The 16,373-nt window shown below is 64.7% G+C and carries 20 protein-coding genes; 8 read left to right on the forward strand and 12 right to left on the reverse strand.

The annotated features are described in order from the left end of the window. Positions 1-126: 126 nt before the first annotated feature. On the forward strand, positions 127-966 hold the full coding sequence (locus K6L26_RS16140) for a thioesterase family protein (RefSeq protein WP_109789989.1): 840 nt from the start codon (positions 127-129) through the stop codon (positions 964-966). Here K6L26_RS16140 and K6L26_RS16145 read toward each other — a convergent pair. Next, entirely contained in the window at positions 920-1,525 is a 606-nt protein-coding gene (locus tag K6L26_RS16145; RefSeq protein WP_221850769.1) for a class I SAM-dependent methyltransferase, read from the reverse strand. The genes K6L26_RS16140 and K6L26_RS16145 overlap by 47 nt on opposite strands. A gap of 52 nt (positions 1,526-1,577) precedes the next feature. Then, positions 1,578-2,213, reverse strand: coding sequence for an FKBP-type peptidyl-prolyl cis-trans isomerase (locus tag K6L26_RS16150; RefSeq protein WP_036387324.1), 636 nt, complete (start codon positions 2,211-2,213; stop codon positions 1,578-1,580). Positions 2,214-2,303: 90 nt separating this feature from the next. Here K6L26_RS16150 and K6L26_RS16155 point away from each other — a divergent pair, with 90 nt between their 5' ends. Continuing rightward, a complete protein-coding gene (locus K6L26_RS16155; RefSeq protein ID WP_036387326.1) occupies positions 2,304-2,735 on the forward strand; it encodes a Fur family transcriptional regulator in 432 nt (143 codons plus the stop codon). 35 nt (positions 2,736-2,770) lie between these two features. Then, positions 2,771-5,026: a catalase/peroxidase HPI gene (katG, locus tag K6L26_RS16160; RefSeq protein WP_221850770.1), complete on the forward strand. Its 2,256-nt coding sequence runs from the start codon at positions 2,771-2,773 to the stop codon at positions 5,024-5,026. Between the two features lie 20 nt (positions 5,027-5,046). Here katG and K6L26_RS16165 read toward each other — a convergent pair whose 3' ends face one another. From K6L26_RS16165 to K6L26_RS16175, 3 genes are all read right to left on the reverse strand, one after another. Next, positions 5,047-5,625, reverse strand: coding sequence for an ATPase (locus K6L26_RS16165; RefSeq protein WP_221850772.1), 579 nt, complete (start codon positions 5,623-5,625; stop codon positions 5,047-5,049). Positions 5,626-5,662: 37 nt separating this feature from the next. Beyond that, positions 5,663-6,052: a TA system antitoxin ParD family protein gene (locus K6L26_RS16170; RefSeq protein WP_019346253.1), complete on the reverse strand. Its 390-nt coding sequence runs from the start codon at positions 6,050-6,052 to the stop codon at positions 5,663-5,665. A gap of 67 nt (positions 6,053-6,119) precedes the next feature. Beyond that, a complete protein-coding gene (locus K6L26_RS16175) occupies positions 6,120-7,136 on the reverse strand; it encodes a TIGR03617 family F420-dependent LLM class oxidoreductase (protein WP_221850774.1) in 1,017 nt (338 codons plus the stop codon). A gap of 127 nt (positions 7,137-7,263) precedes the next feature. On the opposite strand from K6L26_RS16175, the gene K6L26_RS16180 reads away from it, so the two are divergent. From K6L26_RS16180 to K6L26_RS16195, 4 genes are all read left to right on the forward strand, one after another. Beyond that, positions 7,264-8,619: an alpha/beta hydrolase-fold protein gene (locus tag K6L26_RS16180; RefSeq protein WP_221850776.1), complete on the forward strand. Its 1,356-nt coding sequence runs from the start codon at positions 7,264-7,266 to the stop codon at positions 8,617-8,619. A gap of 398 nt (positions 8,620-9,017) precedes the next feature. Further along, the gene (locus K6L26_RS16185) at positions 9,018-9,428 is read left to right on the forward strand and encodes a transglycosylase family protein (RefSeq protein WP_019346256.1); all 411 of its coding nucleotides are present in this window, start codon (positions 9,018-9,020) and stop codon (positions 9,426-9,428) included. A gap of 351 nt (positions 9,429-9,779) precedes the next feature. Further along, a complete protein-coding gene (locus K6L26_RS16190) occupies positions 9,780-11,105 on the forward strand; it encodes a S1C family serine protease (RefSeq protein WP_221850778.1) in 1,326 nt (441 codons plus the stop codon). A gap of 93 nt (positions 11,106-11,198) precedes the next feature. Beyond that, positions 11,199-11,594 (forward strand): tautomerase family protein, encoded by a 396-nt coding sequence (locus K6L26_RS16195; protein WP_036389747.1) that lies wholly within the window; start codon positions 11,199-11,201, stop codon positions 11,592-11,594. A gap of 115 nt (positions 11,595-11,709) precedes the next feature. On the opposite strand, the gene K6L26_RS16200 is transcribed toward K6L26_RS16195, so the two are convergent. From K6L26_RS16200 to K6L26_RS16215, 4 genes are all read right to left on the reverse strand, one after another. Then, positions 11,710-12,402 carry a cation efflux transmembrane domain-containing protein gene (locus K6L26_RS16200; protein ID WP_221853407.1) on the reverse strand — a complete coding sequence of 231 codons (693 nt, stop codon included), beginning with the start codon at positions 12,400-12,402 and terminating at the stop codon, positions 11,710-11,712. Continuing rightward, entirely contained in the window at positions 12,402-12,731 is a 330-nt protein-coding gene (locus K6L26_RS16205) for an ArsR/SmtB family transcription factor (protein ID WP_019346260.1), read from the reverse strand. Before K6L26_RS16205 ends, K6L26_RS16200 begins: the two co-directional genes overlap by 1 nt. 76 nt (positions 12,732-12,807) lie before the next feature. Beyond that, a complete protein-coding gene (locus K6L26_RS16210) occupies positions 12,808-13,095 on the reverse strand; it encodes a hypothetical protein (RefSeq protein ID WP_221850779.1) in 288 nt (95 codons plus the stop codon). A gap of 264 nt (positions 13,096-13,359) precedes the next feature. Beyond that, positions 13,360-14,271, reverse strand: coding sequence for an MBL fold metallo-hydrolase (locus K6L26_RS16215; protein WP_221850781.1), 912 nt, complete (start codon positions 14,269-14,271; stop codon positions 13,360-13,362). A 120-nt stretch (positions 14,272-14,391) separates the two neighbouring features. Between K6L26_RS16215 and K6L26_RS16220 the strand changes: the two genes are divergently transcribed. After that, positions 14,392-14,826 carry a VOC family protein gene (locus K6L26_RS16220; RefSeq protein ID WP_221850783.1) on the forward strand — a complete coding sequence of 145 codons (435 nt, stop codon included), beginning with the start codon at positions 14,392-14,394 and terminating at the stop codon, positions 14,824-14,826. A gap of 13 nt (positions 14,827-14,839) precedes the next feature. Here K6L26_RS16220 and K6L26_RS16225 read toward each other — a convergent pair whose 3' ends face one another. The 3 genes from K6L26_RS16225 to K6L26_RS16235 form a co-directional block, all read right to left on the reverse strand. Further along, on the reverse strand, positions 14,840-15,271 hold the full coding sequence (locus tag K6L26_RS16225) for a nuclear transport factor 2 family protein (protein WP_064896733.1): 432 nt from the start codon (positions 15,269-15,271) through the stop codon (positions 14,840-14,842). Between the two features lie 33 nt (positions 15,272-15,304). Beyond that, positions 15,305-15,811 (reverse strand): DinB family protein, encoded by a 507-nt coding sequence (locus K6L26_RS16230; protein WP_036389749.1) that lies wholly within the window; start codon positions 15,809-15,811, stop codon positions 15,305-15,307. A gap of 81 nt (positions 15,812-15,892) precedes the next feature. Continuing rightward, a complete protein-coding gene (locus tag K6L26_RS16235) occupies positions 15,893-16,312 on the reverse strand; it encodes a hypothetical protein (protein ID WP_221850784.1) in 420 nt (139 codons plus the stop codon). Positions 16,313-16,373 lie beyond the last annotated feature (61 nt).

The following is a 16,373-nucleotide window of genomic DNA, read 5'->3' on the forward strand; positions in this document are numbered from 1 at the left end:
CCCGGGGTGGCAACAGTCGATTTCCGACCAGGCATATATCGTTGTGTCAACTGTAGTCATATCGGTAATAGGGTCCGGACCGCCCGATGTGCAGGACGAAAGGGTGTACATGTGGAACGCACTGCGATGACGCCGTTCTTTGTGAGCAGTGACCACGGGTTCGTGCCGAACGAGATCGCACACGGGGGTTGGGGGCCGACCCTGGGTGGCCAGGTGGTCGGCGGACTGCTGGCCCGGGCCGTGGAGCAACTCGTCAGCGATGCGAGCCTGCAACCGGCGCGGTTCACCGTCGAGATACTGCGCCGGGTCGCCAGCGCTCCGGTTCGCGTCACCGCGTCGGAGGTGAGATCGGGCTCGCGCATGCAGGCGGTCGATGCTGTGATGACCCAGGACGGCGAGCTCGTGGCTCGGGCTTCCGCGCTGTATCTGAGGCGCGGCGCCCAACCCGACGGCGAGTTCTGGACCACCGAGATCGAGCTGCCGCCGTTACCAGAGGAACCGGCAGAGTTCGACGACGCGACGCCTATGTTCATCCGGGCGTATGGTCCAGACCAGGATTGGGCGGGTGAGGGATTCCCATGGCAGCAGTGCGGGCCTCGGTACGCGTGGTTGCGTGAAGTCCGTCAGCTGGTCGACGGCGAAGAGCTGACGCCGTTCGTGCGAGCGGCACTGGCGGTCGACGTCACGAGTTCGATGACCAATTTCAGTTCAGCCGGTCTGGCGTTCATCAATGCCGACTACACGCTGGCGCTGAGCAGGCTGCCGGTCGGCCCCTACATCGGCATGGCGGCGGTAACCCACACCAGCGCAGCCGGGGTAGCGACCGGAAGCGCATGCCTGTATGACACAGCGGGCCAGATCGGCACCGGATTATCCACTGCGATAGCGAATTTCAACTTCAGCCCGAACGGCTCTCGCGCTAGGCGGGGCGCAGGATCGCCACCAGGAAGTCCGAATCTTCGGTGAAGGGTCGCAGATCCCAGGTGGACAACAACAGATCCCGGGTGAATCCGGCTGTCGCCGCGTCATCGAGGAACTGGCCGAACTCGTAGTCGCGCCCGGCCCCGAATCCGATCACCGCACGACCGTCGTCGGCGAGATGAGCGCGCAGCCGCGTCAGCACCTGGACACGGGTGCTCGGGGCGAGGAATGTCATCACGTTGCCGGCCGAGACGATGATGTCGAACGGGTCGGCGATACCGAGCGCCGGTAGGTCGAGTTCAGCCAGATCTCCGACGATCCAGCGCGGGCCCGGATGGTCCGTCTCGGCCGCCTCGATCAGCACCGGGTCGACGTCGACGCCGATCACCTGGTGCCCGGCCTCGGCGAGGTATCCGCCCACCCGGCCAGGACCACATCCGGCATCGAGGATGCGGGCATTGCGCGTCGCCATCGCATCGATCAGACGAGCCTCGCCGGCCAGGTCCTGTCCGGCGCGCTGCATGGCACGAAACCGTTCGACGTACCAATCCGAATGCCCCGGATCGGCCGCGACTTTCTGCATCCAGATGCTCCGCTCGACCATGTGAGCATTCTTGCAAGCAGCCACCGGGTGCCGGGTGGGCGGTGTTCGCTTGTTACTGGGCGTCGAGAATCTTGATCGCGAAGATCAACGTGTCGCCCGGCTGGATTCCGGCGGCAGGCTGTCCCTGGGGATAACCGTCGGGGGAGGCCACCGCAACTGCCACTGTGGAGCCGACCTTCTGTCCCGAGATGGCCTTCTGGAAGCCCGGCACGACGCCGTCCAGCGGGAAGTCGACCGTCTCGCCCCGTTGGTAACTGCTGTCGAACACCGATCCGTCGCGTCCGTTGACGCCCATGTAGCAGACGGTGACGTTGGCCGTCGGCGCGACGACCGGTCCGTCGCCCGCCTTGAGGGTGTGCACCTGGGTCTCGGACACACTGAACGGCCCGTCCACCTTCACCGCCGGCGCCGTGGTGTCAGTAGAGCCGGTGACCTGGATGCTGCCGGTCGCTCCGGACGTCGTCCATTCGGGCGTGCCCGCGTTCTGCGGCGCCGCGGTCGGGCAGGTGCTGGCCTCGGTGGCGGTCTCGGCGATGGACGGGGTGAGCACCTCGGCGACCGACGGGGTGCTCGACGAGGAGCCGGCCGAGGAGGTTTCGGTGTCGGACCCGCACGCAGCGAGCGCCATGGTCAGCGAGGCGGCACAGGCCACGAGCGCAACGGAGGAAGGCACGCGAAAGGAATTCATGCACGTCACGCTACAGCCGGGGCCGGATCTGGCCTGAGGACGGTGTCAAAACCTTGATACCTTCCAGGTTTGTCGCCACACTCGAAGGTGATGGCTGAAGGCCTCGACTTCACAGGCATGTTGCGCTCGGCCGGGCTCCGCGTCACTCGCCCCCGGCTGGCGGTGCTCGACGCGGTGAAAGAGCATCCGCACGCCGAGACCGATCTGGTCATCCGCGCCGTGCGCGTTCACCTGCCCGATGTATCCCACCAAACCGTGTACGACGCCTTGAACGCGTTGACCGCGGCCGGCCTGGTACGCCGGATCCAACCGACCGGATCGGTGGCCCGCTACGAAACCCGGGTCGACGACAACCACCACCACGTCGTATGCCGGTCATGCGGCGCGATCGCCGATGTGGATTGCGCGGTCGGCGCCGCTCCATGTCTGACCGCATCCGATGACAACGGTTTCGCGATCGACGAAGCCGAGGTCATCTATTGGGGCCAATGCCCCGACTGTGCGCGAACTCGAACTTCCTGATGGCAGCCCGTCACTGACCGATGAAAGGGAACGCAATGCCCCCGAACAGCTCCGATGCCTCCGACGCCCGCCCACCGCATTCCGACACCGAAACTCACAGCCGCAGTGAGTCAGAGAACCCCGTCATCGAGTCGCCCAAACCCAAAGCCCATGCGCCGCTGACCAATCAGGACTGGTGGCCCGATCAGGTCGATGTCACCAGGCTGCACAAGCAACCGGTCGAGGGAAACCCACTGGGTGCCGGTTTCAACTATGCCGAGGAATTCCAGAAGCTCGACGTCGAGGCACTGCGCGCCGACATGCTCGAGTTGATGACGGACTCCCAGGACTGGTGGCCCGCCGACTACGGAAGCTATGCCGGCCTGTTCATCCGGATGAGCTGGCACGCCGCCGGGACCTACCGGATCTTCGACGGCCGCGGTGGCGGGGGCCAGGGCGCCCAAAGGTTCGCCCCCATCAACAGTTGGCCGGACAATGTCAGCCTGGACAAGGCCCGCCGGCTGCTCTGGCCGATCAAACAGAAGTACGGCAACAAGATCTCGTGGGCCGACCTGATCGTCTTCGCCGGCAACGTCGCGCTGGAGTCCGCGGGGTTCAAGACCTTCGGCTTCGCGTTCGGCCGGCAGGACATCTGGGAGCCCGAGGAGATCCTGTGGGGCCAGGAGGACACCTGGCTGGGCACCGACCAGCGGTACGGCGGCACCAATGAGAGCGACCGCAAACTGGCCAACCCCTTCGGCGCCACCACCATGGGCTTGATCTACGTCAATCCCGAAGGCCCCGAAGGAAAGCCGGATCCGCTGGCTGCGGCGCACGACATCCGCGAGACGTTCGGGCGGATGGCCATGAATGACGAAGAGACCGCCGCACTCATCGTGGGAGGCCACACGCTCGGAAAGACCCACGGCGCAGGTCCCGGCGATCTGGTCGGACCCGAACCCGAGGCCGCGCCCATCGAGCAGCAGGGCCTCGGCTGGAAGTGTGCATTCGGTTCGGGCAAGGCCGGGGACACCATCACCAGCGGTCTGGAGGTCGTGTGGACCACGACGCCGACGAAATGGAGTAACAGCTATCTGGAGATCCTCTACGGCCATGAGTGGGAGTTGACCCAGAGTCCTGGGGGCGCCTGGCAATTCGAGGCCAAAGATGCCGATCCGATCATTCCGGACCCATTCGGCGGGCCGCCGCGCAAGCCGACCATGCTGGTCACCGACATCTCGATGCGGGTGGACCCGATCTACGGCCCGATCACCCAGCGTTGGCTCGAGCATCCCGAGGAACTCAACGAGGCGTTCGCGAAGGCCTGGTACAAGCTGCTGCACCGCGACATGGGACCGATCAGCCGCTACCTCGGGCCGTGGATTCCCGAGCCCCAGCTGTGGCAGGATCCCGTGCCCGACGTCGACCATCCGCTGATCGGCGAACAGGACATCGCGACGCTCAAGGGCAAGCTGCTCGACTCGGGCTTGTCGGTGCAACAGTTGATCAAGACGGCCTGGTCTGCGGCAGCGAGCTTCCGGGGCACCGACAAACGCGGCGGCGCCAACGGCGCCCGGTTGCGTTTGGAGCCGCAACGCAATTGGGAGGTCAACGAACCTTCCGAGCTGGACAAGGTGTTGCCGGTGCTGGAGCGCATCCAGCAGGAGTTCAACACGTCGGCCTCCGGCGGCAAGAAGATCTCATTGGCCGACCTCATCGTTCTGGGCGGCTCGGCTGCGATCGAAAAAGCCGCCAAGGACGGTGGATACGAGATCAAGGTGCACTTCGTGCCCGGCCGCACTGATGCATCGCAGGAGAATACGGATGTGGACTCGTTCGCGGTCTTGGAACCGCGGGCCGACGGATTCCGCAACTATGTGCGTCCGGGCGAGAAGGCGCCCCTCGAGCAATTGCTCGTCGACAAGGCGTACTTCCTGAACCTGACCGCACCGGAGCTGACTGTTCTGGTCGGCGGCCTGCGCGCACTGGGCGCCAACCACGGTGGTGGTAAGCACGGTGTGTTCACCGAGCGGCCCGGCACGCTGACCAACGATTTCTTCGTCAACCTGCTGGACATGAGTACGGAATGGAAGGCATCGGAGACGTCCGAGAACGTCTACGAGGGCCGCGATCGCGCGACGGGCGCGTTGCGGTGGACGGCGACGGCCAACGATCTCGTGTTCGGCTCGAACTCGATGTTGCGTGCCATCGCCGAGGTTTACGCGCAGCAGGACAACCAAGCCAAGTTCGTGGAAGATTTCACCTCGGCGTGGGTCAAGGTGATGAACAACGATCGATTCGACCTGGATTGAGTCCGGTGACCGCCGGTGGTTCAACCCGCCCAGCGTGAAATGAGCACCGCCGGTGCCCATTTCGGCCAGGTGGGCGAACCGATGGCGAAACCGCCCGCTATCTGGGCGACGATGCGGGGGCCTCTGACGGTGCTGTTGTCGTAGAACGTTGCGGCGTCCGCGCGCATCGCGGCGACGGCGACCAGGTCCCAAAGCCGTTGGTAGCGCTCGCGGATCTTGGCTTCAGGCACGTCGTGGCCACCCGCCGACACCCGGTGACGCACGCGCTGCACGGCCAATTCTTCGGGGATGAGGATGCAGTGCAGCACCACGGTGTACCCGGCGATGTGTGCGTCGTCGATGAGGTCGAGCTTGGAAGGGTGCGAGAACACGGTTTCGGCGATGAACGACTCACCGAGTTCGATGAGTTTCGCGCGGGTTTCGGCCGCGATCAACGCGGCTTCATACGAGTGCGGGGCAGGGTCTTCGGGCCACCGCCGCTTGGCGATTTCGTCCGCGTTGACGAACGGGCTGCCGGGCAGCAGAGGTGAGAGGGTGAGTTCGACGAAGGTCGACTTGCCGGCGCCGTTGCAGCCGACGACGAGATCGAGGCGCTTCACCGATCGGCGATACCGTCCGCGTCAGTGCCGGGGGAGATCACTGCGTGCGCGCCAGCACCGCAGTGCTGCCGTCGGGACGGTACTGCACGATGTTGCCGTTGTCGTCGAGCGCCACCGTGGTGATTCCGCGTCCGGCCAGCGTCTTGCCGTAGTCGGCACGCGCCAGGCTTTCCTCGATGGAGGCGGCGATCTCGGCGTCGAACACCGTGCCTTCTTCGGCCGTCAACTCACGCAGGGACAACTCGCCGGCCAACGCGGACTCCACCTTGCGGCGTGCCGCACTGTGTTGGCTGGACACGGCCCGGCCCACTCGAGCCCAGTGGTCGAGCTGCTGTTTGGCTGACCGGCTCTGACGTGCGCCTTCGGCGGCCGCACTATCGATGAGATCAGCGGCGAACCGGGTGACCCGGTCTGCGGTCTCCGTCATGACAGACCTCCGTTGTAGCAGTCTGAAACCAGCGTAGCAGAATGCTACAGGGTGGTTGGTGTGTGCTCTATCTCGCGGACAGCCGTCTCGCGACCTCGCCGTACCGTTCGAAGCGTTCGGCGCTGCCCAGCGCGTTGTAGAGCACGATCCGGGTAGCGATCCCGGCGTATTTGTCGACCAATGCATCCGCCAGCCCGTCCCACGTCGACTCGGTGGCGAACGCGGCGATGTGGTCGTCGGTGATCTGTGCCGCCATGCCCGCGATATCCCCGGCTTTCTGTTTCTCCCTCAGTCGTGCGGTGGTGCCCTCGAAACCCGCCTCGTCCCAGATGAACGCGTAGTTCGGCGTACTGCCGTAGAAGCTCATGCTGGCCCGCACCAGCTCGCGCTCGTTGGCGCGCTCTTCGTCCGTGTCGCCGACGATCGTCATCACCGGGACGATCTTGGCGATGTCGTCAGGCGAGCGGCCCGCCTTGGCCGCACCGGCGGCCACGTTGGGCAGCACGTGGCGAGCGATGTAGCCGGGCTCGCCGATCGGGTGGATGTGGACGCCGTCGGCAACCTCGCCCGCCATGCGCAGCATCCACGGATTGACTGCCGCGATGTCCACCTTGGGATCGGGCGCATCGATGGCGCCGGGGCTCCACTGGGGAGTGAGGAAATCGAGGTTGTAGAAATCGCCGTGATGGTCGAGCGTGCCCGTTCGGAAGGCTGAGAAACACGCCTTCACGGCCAGCACGTAATCCCGAAGGCGCGGTCCAGGGTGTTCGAAGGGCATCCCGTAGCGCCGGACCACGTGGGTGCGCACCTGGGTGCCGATACCGAGCCGGAACCGGCCGCCGGTTGCTTCCTGGAGTTCCCAGGCCGACGCGGCGGTGATGAACGGGCTACGCGGAAAGGCAACGGCGACACCGGTCGAGAGCTCAAGTCCCGGAGCGGCCTGCGATGCCACCGCCGCGTTCAGATAAGCGGTGCGGCCCGTCTCGGTGAGCAGAAGCCCGGAGAATCCGGCGGACTGGGTGTTGCGGGCAAGGTCACCGACTTTTGCCAGCGGCTGCGGAACGGTCATCGCGTCGACATACACGTGGGGGAGCGTACGTGCCGAACATCCGTAATGCCTTAGAAGTCAACTGTTTCGCGCCTAGACTCGGAGGTGATCAGGGCAATCGGACTCGTCGACCAGGGCTGGTTGCGACTGAAGGAGGGGACCCATGGTCAGAATTCACACGGTGGTGCCGGGGGAGACGCTGTCGGCATTGGCGTTGCGGTTCTACGGAGACGCCGAACTGTATCGGCTGATCGCGGCGGCCAGCGCGATTCCCGATCCCGACGTCCTCAACGTCGGACAACAACTCGTCTTTCCCGACTTTGCGCGCCACACGGTCGGCCCTGGCGAAACGTTGTCGGCCGTGGCGTCCCGCTTCTACGGACAGCCTGCCTTGACCCGGTTGATCGCTGCCGCCAACGGGATCCCCGAGGGCGCCGGTCTCAATCCCGGGCAGCGGCTCATTGTTCCCGAACTCAAGAGATACACAGTCGTACCGGGGGATACCTTGTCGGCGTTGGCATCACGCTTCTACGGTGACGCCTTGTTCTATCCGCCGATCGCCGCGGTCAACAACATTGCCGATCCCGGCCATATCAACCCGGGGCAGACGCTCGTCATCTTCAGCGGTCGCAGCGACGGGTTCGGTCTTCGGATCGTCGACCGCAACGAAAGTGATCCACGCCTGTGGTACTACCGATTCCAGACTGCCGCTGTCGGGTGGAACCCGGGCGTCAACGTTCTGCTTCCCGACGACTATCACACCAGCGGCCGCACCTATCCGGTGCTCTACATGTTCCACGGTGGCGCCGACGATTTCCGGCAGTTCGACTTCCTGGGGATCCGCGACTGGACGGCGGGCAAACCGATCATCGTGGTGATGCCCGACGGCGGGCACGCGGGTTGGTACTCCAATCCGGTCACATCGTTCGTCGGGCCGCGCAACTGGGAGACGTTCCACATCGCCCAGCTGCTGCCGTGGATGGAAGCGAACTTTAGGACCTATGCCGAGTACGACGGCCGTGCCGTCGGCGGTTTCTCGATGGGCGGTTTCGGTGCGCTGAAGTACACCGCCAAGTACTACGGCCATTTCGCATCGGTCAGTGCCCACTCCGGGCCGGCGAGCCTGCGCCGGGATTTCGGCCTCGTCGTGCACTGGGCGAACATCACGTCGGCGGTTCTCGATCTGGGCGGCGGGACGGTCTACGGCGCCCCGTTCTGGGATCAGGCGAGGGTCAGTGCCGACAATCCGGTCGAGCGGATCGAGAGCTACCGCAACAAGCGGATCTTTCTTGTCGCCGGCACCAGTCCCGATCCGCTCAACTGGTTCGACAGTGTGAACGAAACTCAGGTGCTTGCCGGTCAGCGGGAGTTCCGCGACCTGCTCGGCCGGGCCGGGATTCCGTTCGAGGCGCACGAGGTGCCTGGGGGTCATGTGTTCCGTCCCGAGATGTTCCTGCGCGATCTCGACGGCATCATCGCTCGCTTACGCCCGGCGGCCGTCGTGAACAACGTGCTGTAACAGCAACCACATCTCTCTCAGCTGTCACATCTACATCAGAATTCAATTCTTTAACTGCCACCGCATCTGAATCTGAATTCACGATAGTGGCCAATTGTCACAGCAGTCGTCACTGGTTTATGAGATCAGCGCTGGGCGTCGGCGGCGGCCGGCGTGCGGCGCTGGATGCCTTCTGACCTGGATATATCGCCCGATAGGACATCAACTCAGGTTTCTCAATGGCCCCACAGATCGCATAACTATTAAATAAACTCAAAGAAGATAATTAGACTCTCTAGCACGGCTATTTTACTTTCACCTCATGGGTAAACTCGGGTATCACGATGGGCTGCAAATAGCCTTTCGCCCCGCCATTACCGGCGGGCACGGGCAGTGCTCGCCGCCATGAAGGGATCGACATGCGCGTGCGCAAGGTCGTCACTGTTTTCGGGTTCGTCGGTGCATTCGCGGTGGCTCAAACCCTGCTGGCGGTCCCCAACGCCGGCGCCGAGCCGAACTGGGATGCCATGGCCCAATGTGAATCAGGTGGCAACTGGTCGGCTGACACCGGCAACGGTTTCTACGGTGGCCTGCAGTTCACCCCGGCCACGTGGGCCTCCCACGGAGGAACAGGATCGCCGGCCGCGGCGAGTCGAGAAGAGCAGATTCGCGTGGCCCGCAACGTTTTGCAGACACAAGGTCTGGGGGCCTGGCCGGTCTGCGGCGGGCCGATCGGCATGGCGACGGGAACCTGTCGGCAGATGGTCGCCTGGATCCCGATCGGGCATCTGCCGCGCCTGTGCACGCTCGTGCTCAATCCGTTGTCCTGACGTTCGTCACCCGACATCTGCAACCTTGATGCCGCAGTGGTGCTTTCGCGTTGATCGCAGGGGCGTGTGACGGCGCCCACGCCCGGTCGGGAAAAGTCTTGGGGCGCACCGAGGTCCCTCTCAGCAAACCCTCAGTACCGGGCTGCAGCATCTACGTAGGCGCCGGCACGGCGCATAACTGTCGGTGTCGCAACGAAAGAAACAAGCGCAATGAATCAGTGGCCGGGGATGTCGTCACCAAATAGCAATCAGGAGTGGGAAGCGAAACGGGCGACGGATCAACCGAATCCGAGCCCCTGGAGCCGGAGGGGCTATCAGCAGCCATACCCGCCCTACGGGCTGCATCCAGAGATGACCCAGAAGTTCGATGCGCCTGCCGCGCCGCCGGAAGCGTCGCACCCGAAGAAGAAGTCGCGCGTCGGGGTGCTTGTCGCCGGCACTGCCGCCGTTGCCATGGCAACGGGTGCAGTCGCAGCGGTGGCCGTGGTGGACCATGCCGGAAAACCCAGTCCGGTGGCCCAGGCGTCCGTGCCCGGCCGCGTCGGTAAGCCGTCGCCGGCCCAGGGCGCGGTTCCGGTGCAGCCGAAGAATTCGGCCCCGGCCGGATCGGTCGAACAGGTCTCGGCCAAAGTGCTGCCCAGCGTGGTGAAACTGCAGATCGAGACGGGTCAGGGGCGGGAGGAAGGCTCCGGCATCGTCCTGAGCGAGGACGGTCTCATCCTCACCAACAACCACGTTGTGGCCGCCGCGGCCGGCGCCGACCAGGGTCCACTGGCCACCCAGACCGCACCCGATGACCAATTCCCGGGCTTCCCGCGCGGGCTGCTCCCAGGCGGACAGTTCCCCGGTGGCGACCCGTACTCGCCCGACGGACCGTCCGCCAACCGTTCCGGACGGGCCAGCGGCGCCATGCAGGCGACCGTGACGATGTCCGACGGGCGCACGGTGCCGTTTTCGGTGATCGGCACTGATCCCGACGACGACATCGCGGTGGTTAAGGCGCAGAACGTCTCTGGGCTCACCCCGATCACCATCGGTTCATCGAAGGACCTCAAGGTGGGGCAGAACGTCGTTGCGGTCGGCTCGCCGTTGGGTCTGCAGGGCACGGTCACGACCGGCATCATCAGCGCGCTGGATCGCCCCGTCGCGACGGGTGACGGGCAGAGCGGCCAACAGTCGGTGATGAGTGCTATTCAGACCGACGCGGCGATCAACCCTGGCAATTCCGGCGGTGCGCTGGTCGACATGAACGGCGACCTCATCGGCGTCAACTCGGCGATCGCCTCGTTGGGCGGTGGTCAGGGTTCGCAGGGTGGCGGGCAAGCCGGATCGATCGGCTTGGGCTTTGCCATTCCGGTGGACCAGGCCAAACGGATTGCCGACGAACTGGTTTCGACCGGCACCGTCCAGCACGCCTCGCTCGGTGTCCAACTCTCCGGCAACGACACCAGTGGTGCCGCGGTCGCCGGCGTGGTCAAGGGCGGTCCGGCAGCAGCTGCGGGCCTGAGCCAAGGCGCGGTGATCACCAAGCTCGACGACAAGGTGATCGACGGCCCCGAAGCCCTGGTCGCCGCCGTGCGTTCCAAGGCGCCGGGGGACACCGTCACGTTGACCTACGAGGACGAGTCGGGGGCCTCTCGTACCGTCGACGTCACCCTGGGACAGGTGCAGGCATAGTTTCCCCTTGGGCCCCAGCCCGGTGTTCCGGGCTGGGGCCCAAGTCTTGATATTGGAATGACGGTCGCCCACCCCGTGTGTGACGATGCGTCGATGCCCAGCACGCTCATCGAGGTCAGGCGCCACTACACCGAATCCGAAGAGGTGGCGATAATCGACGCGGTGCACGATGCGCTCGTGGCGGCGTTTCAGATACCCGTCGGCGACAAGCATGTCCGACTGGTTTCCCATCAGCCACATCGGTTCTCGTACTCGCCGGGGTTGGCTCATCCCGAGCTCTACACGCTCGTCGGAATCGACTGCTTTTCCGGTCGATCAGTAGAGGCGAAGCGAAACCTCTACCGGCAGATCGTCATTCGGCTGGAGAAACTGGGCATTCCGGCCAACCATGTCACGATCGTCTTACGTGAGAGCCCGCTCGAGAACTGGGGCATCCGGGGCGGGCAGGCCGCGTGCGATATCGACCTGGGCTTCGAGCTCGACGTCTGATCGGTCCGAATGCCCCGTTGCGCACCAACGTCGTTGTCCCCACGGGGATCAACGCCGATTCGCCATGATCGCCCACGTCCAGTTGGGTATGGACGGTGCATGTTCAACTCGGTGATTAGTCCATGCGATTCGGGCAGCAGTGATCTTCGCCGTCGACAGTGGGAATGGCTGTGTCGCAGCAGGTTTGGCCACGCCACGCTTGGCGTCCTTCACGGACGGCAACACCGGCGAGAATAAGTGCGGCAATCGAGTCGGCCCAAGCCCAGCCGAAGAGGTTGTTGAGTGCCAGTCCGGCGAGCACGACCCCGGACAGGTAGGTGCAGAGCAATGTCTGTTTGGAGTCGGCGACCGCCGAGCGGGAGCCCAGCTCGCGGCCGGCCCGACGCTGCGCCCAAGAGAGCACCGGCATGATGATCAGGCTGGCCGCGGTGAGCGCAATGCCGATTGCCGAATGCCTGGCGGCCTCGGTTGTTCCGGTCAGCGAGCGGAGCGATTCGACCGTGACATAGCCGGCCAGCGCGAAGAACGACATCGCGATGACCCGCAGTGCGGTCTTCTCCCGGGCTTCCGGATCGGGCACCGAGAATTGCCAGGCGACCGCGGCGGCCGAGGACACCTCGATCACGGAGTCGAGCCCGAATCCCACCAGCGCTGTCGAGGACACTCTGGCGCCTTCGCCGATCGCGATGACGGCCTCGATCACGTTATAGGCGATGGTTGCGGCAACGAACCATCGAATCCGCCTGTGCAGCAACGCCCGTCGTGCGGGTGTGAGCGGAGTGGCGGGATGCCGCGGGTCAGGCACCATCAGCAGCATTCGTCGGTTGTGGCGTTGGGGCAGTGCGAGGCGTCGGCCGCCAACACCACGTGCACCAAGTCGTTCAAAGCATGGGCCAGTTTGGGGTCGGCGAGTTCATACCGGCTGCGCCGGCCTTCAGGCACTGCCACCACCAGACCACAGCCACGCAGGCAGGCGAGGTGGTTGGACATGCTCTGGCGCGACACGCCCGCCGCTTCGGCCAGGTCGGCCGGATAGGCCGGGGAATCTTTGAGCGCGAGCAAGATCTTGGACCGAGTTTGGTCCGAGAGCGCGTGCCCGAATCGAGCCAGTACCGCGTCCTGTGTGAGCGCCTCCATGCCCGCACAGTACACTCTCGTATGTATTCAGAAAAGGATGAACTATTGCCGTCGTGCCCTACGCTCCGGCGGCGGGCTAGATGGCGCCGGGCGTGCCGGGCGGGCTCAACGACCCGTCGACATTGGGCACCATTGCCGGGGCTGGAATTCCGCCTTCTGCCGCGTTATCCCCAGGGATCCCGTCGTCGGGCGGTTGGTCATACATGCCGCCGAAGCAGGCCGGGTTCCACCCCTCCGTCGCGCACGCCGGATCATCCGGACTCATGGGCTCGAGGGCCACGGGTACGCGGGGTGCGGAATCAACGGCCGCTACACCGGCCGGCATGGCCGCGGCCAGCACTGACGCTCCAGCGACGACCGCCACGGCGGCTCTCGTCAGCGCGTTTGGTACTCCAGAAGTCGCCGTCCAACTCATCTGCTGCTCCTTCGTCCGGACTGCGGATGAGTCGGTTTGCGTTTGCCGATGCCGACTCAACCGCACTCATACTCGCAGCTCCGCACCTCCCTCGTGTGGAAACGGCAACTTCGCTGAGTCAAAGTACCGGTGCTCCTTGGAGTTTGACGGACATGTCAAAAAACCGTGATGGGCCGGCGCCTGCCGCAGACGCCGGCCCACAGCTGAAGGGGATCAGTAATCCCAGGCAGCGGGCACGCACCGGAAGGCGTCCCCGGCGGTCGCCACATGGCACACGGACGGGAACGGCAAGTGGGTAGCCACCAACGATTCTCCGGTCGCGGCGAGCTCGCGCAGCAACTGAATGCGAACGCGGGCCGCCTCCTCCGGATCGTGTTCGAATCCGTTCTGCCACTCGGGGTTGTCGAATCCCGGGGCGAACACGGCGTCCCCGGCGAACGTCAGCTTGTCGCCGCGGGATTCGAGCCGAACCACGCTGTGACCGGGGGTGTGCCCACCGGTGCGCGAGATGAGCACTCCCGGTGCCACCTCATACTCCGACTCGAAAGTCCGCAGTTGACCCCGATAGTCGTCGAGGAACTGCGTGGCGACCCTGCGCAGCACATCCGGGATCGGCTGGGGCATGACGGTGCGAGAGAAGTCGGGTGACTCCCAGAATTCGGCTTCCGCGGTCGCGGCATGGATCTGCAGGTCCGGCCTCAGCCGTTCCTTCAGGCCCTCGGTGATCAGGCCGCCCACGTGGTCCATGTGCATGTGGGTGAGCACCACGTCGGTTACGGCGTCGAGATTGACACCGGCGGCCTCCAGACGCTGGACCGTGTTGCCGGCACGTGGGAAATCGGGGAACTCCAGCCCCAGCCCCGCGTCGACGAGGATCGTCTTCTCGCCGCTGCGCACCACCACCACGTTCAGCGGCCAGTCGATCACGTCGGGCGGCAGGAAGTTGTGGTCCAGCCAACCTGACAACTGGGCCGGCTCGGCGTTGGTCGCCAGCGTCGACGCTGTGATCGGCAGGACCCCATCGCTGATCACCAGCACCTCGATATCGCCGACCTGCACCGCATAACGCGACGGCACCAACTCCTCGATCGGACTTCCAAGTCGTGAAAGGTTGTCCAAGCTCATGCGTTCTCCTCCTGAGGGCTGTTCTGGAAGACATGGCGAAATGACCTGTCTTTCCCGGGGAACGCCACCAGAAGCCGGGATTCATCCGAACTCCGGTCGCCTGGCCGATACGGTTGAGCGATGGCGGCGGTCAGGCATTTTCAGGTCACTTTCGACTGCGCACACCCGGAACAGGTCGCTCAGTTCTGGTGCGCAGTGCTGGGTTACGTGGTACCGCCGCCACCGCCGGGATTCGATACATGGGCGGATTTCGATCGGACCCTGCCGCAGGAGCTTCAGGGTTCCATGTTCGCCTGCCAGGATCCATCCGGCATCGGCCCGAGGCTGTTCTTCCAACGCGTTCCGGAGGCAAAGACAGTCAAGAATCGGGTGCATCTCGACGTGCGGGTCGGCGAAGGGCTGGTCGGTCTGGAGCGCGTGGAGGCGCTCGAGGCCGAGTGCGCACGCCTGGTCGCTCTGGGTGCGGTGCGCGTGCGGCTGATCCCTGCCGACGGCATCGACGAATCGTTCATCGTGATGCAGGACGTCGAGGGAAACGAGTTCTGCCTCGACTGAGCGGTAGACCAGTTCACTGCGGGGCAGATACCGGCGGGAGGGTATCGACTACGGGGGTGTTCTGCGCTCCTGCAACCCACCATTTCTCGCCGCGTCGAACCAAGACGTACATCGCCATCTCGCTGAAACCGCCGTTCAACGCGGTACGGCGAATCTGGGCAACCACGACTCCCGGTGCCGGGGAGACCGCCTGCTTGAGTTCGAACCGTGATGCAGGCACCACCGGAGGCCCGCTCATCATCTGCCGGTGAATCGGGTTGAGATTTGAATAATCCTTGAGCACCATGCCTTTTGGAGTTCCCCACAGGATGTCGGCTGCGAACATGCCGTCGTATACGTCCGCGTCTCCCGCGTCACCGCCGCGTTGAAGATGATCGATCAGGGCGACCACCGCTTGGTCGCCGTCACGAGTCGGGTCATCGAGATTCGGGCGTCGCGTCGTCATTGCTCAACCGTAAGATCTGAAGCGCACTTGAGGTCAAGGCGTTTCACCGGCGCAGTCGGAAGGCGCATCGATCTGCTCCCGCAGGATGTCTCCGTGACCTGCGTGCCTGGCGAATTCCTCGATCATGGCGAGCAGCGTCCATCTCATGCTGACTGTCCCTTCGCGGGGATTGTCCTTGGTGTCATCGAGGGCGAAGCGGGAGGCGATCTCGCGCGATCGCTGACTGGCGTGCTCGAACTCGGCGATGACGTCGTCCAGCGACTCGCCATCGGAGACGGCGAACGTGCCCTCGTCGCGCGCGGAATAGCCGTCGCACTCGGTCTCGTCGAGCCCCGCCCAGAACCGTTGGAACCAGATCCGCTCCGCGGCGGCGGCATGCTTGATCAACGAAATCGGTGTCGTCAGCGACGTCACGAGTCGTCGGCGGGCGGCCGACTCGGACAGACCGCGTGCGGTTTCGATGAGCGCTTCGCGATTGCGGTCGAGCATGTTCTCGATTAGCTCTCGCTCAGTGCCGATGGTAATTCGTTTGGTACTCAAGTGTTTGCACTCCATTCGGAACGATCTTGCCGTTGAGTGGTATCGGCCCCGCCGGGATCGACCGCCGATACCCATTTCACGTCACTCGGTGGCCGTGCTACCCGCTGGTCCGAGGTGCCGAGGGAAGAACCTCGTGTCGATCCGGCCGTCGGTAGGCACCTCACGATGCCCGCCCGGGAAGGCATGTATCACCTTGTCCATCGAGGCGAACGCGTCGAACAGCTCGAGACCGAATTCGCGCGGGATTTCCTTGTCTCCCAAGGGGAGCAGGTACTCGATCGGGATGGTGACCAGTTCTGCGGCTTCGAGCAGCGAATCGTGTGCCGACACCCAGCCGGAAGACCTGGCCGTGATCAGCGGTTCTACCGCCGCCAGCCTTATCCCGACGGTACCGGACAGCGACGCCCCTGAATAGCCGATGGGTGGGTGCGCACCGATCTCGGGGAGCGCTTGCAGCGCGTTGGTCGCACCCTGCCATTCCGGGACTGCGCGCTCAGCCACCGATTGGCAGTAATCGGCGAGGAGTGGCCCGAACGCGGGACTGCCTTCTTCGCGTGCCCGT

Origin of the sequence: Mycobacterium farcinogenes (assembly GCF_019739075.1) — a bacterium.
Classification (GTDB): Bacteria; Actinomycetota; Actinomycetes; order Mycobacteriales; family Mycobacteriaceae; genus Mycobacterium; species Mycobacterium senegalense.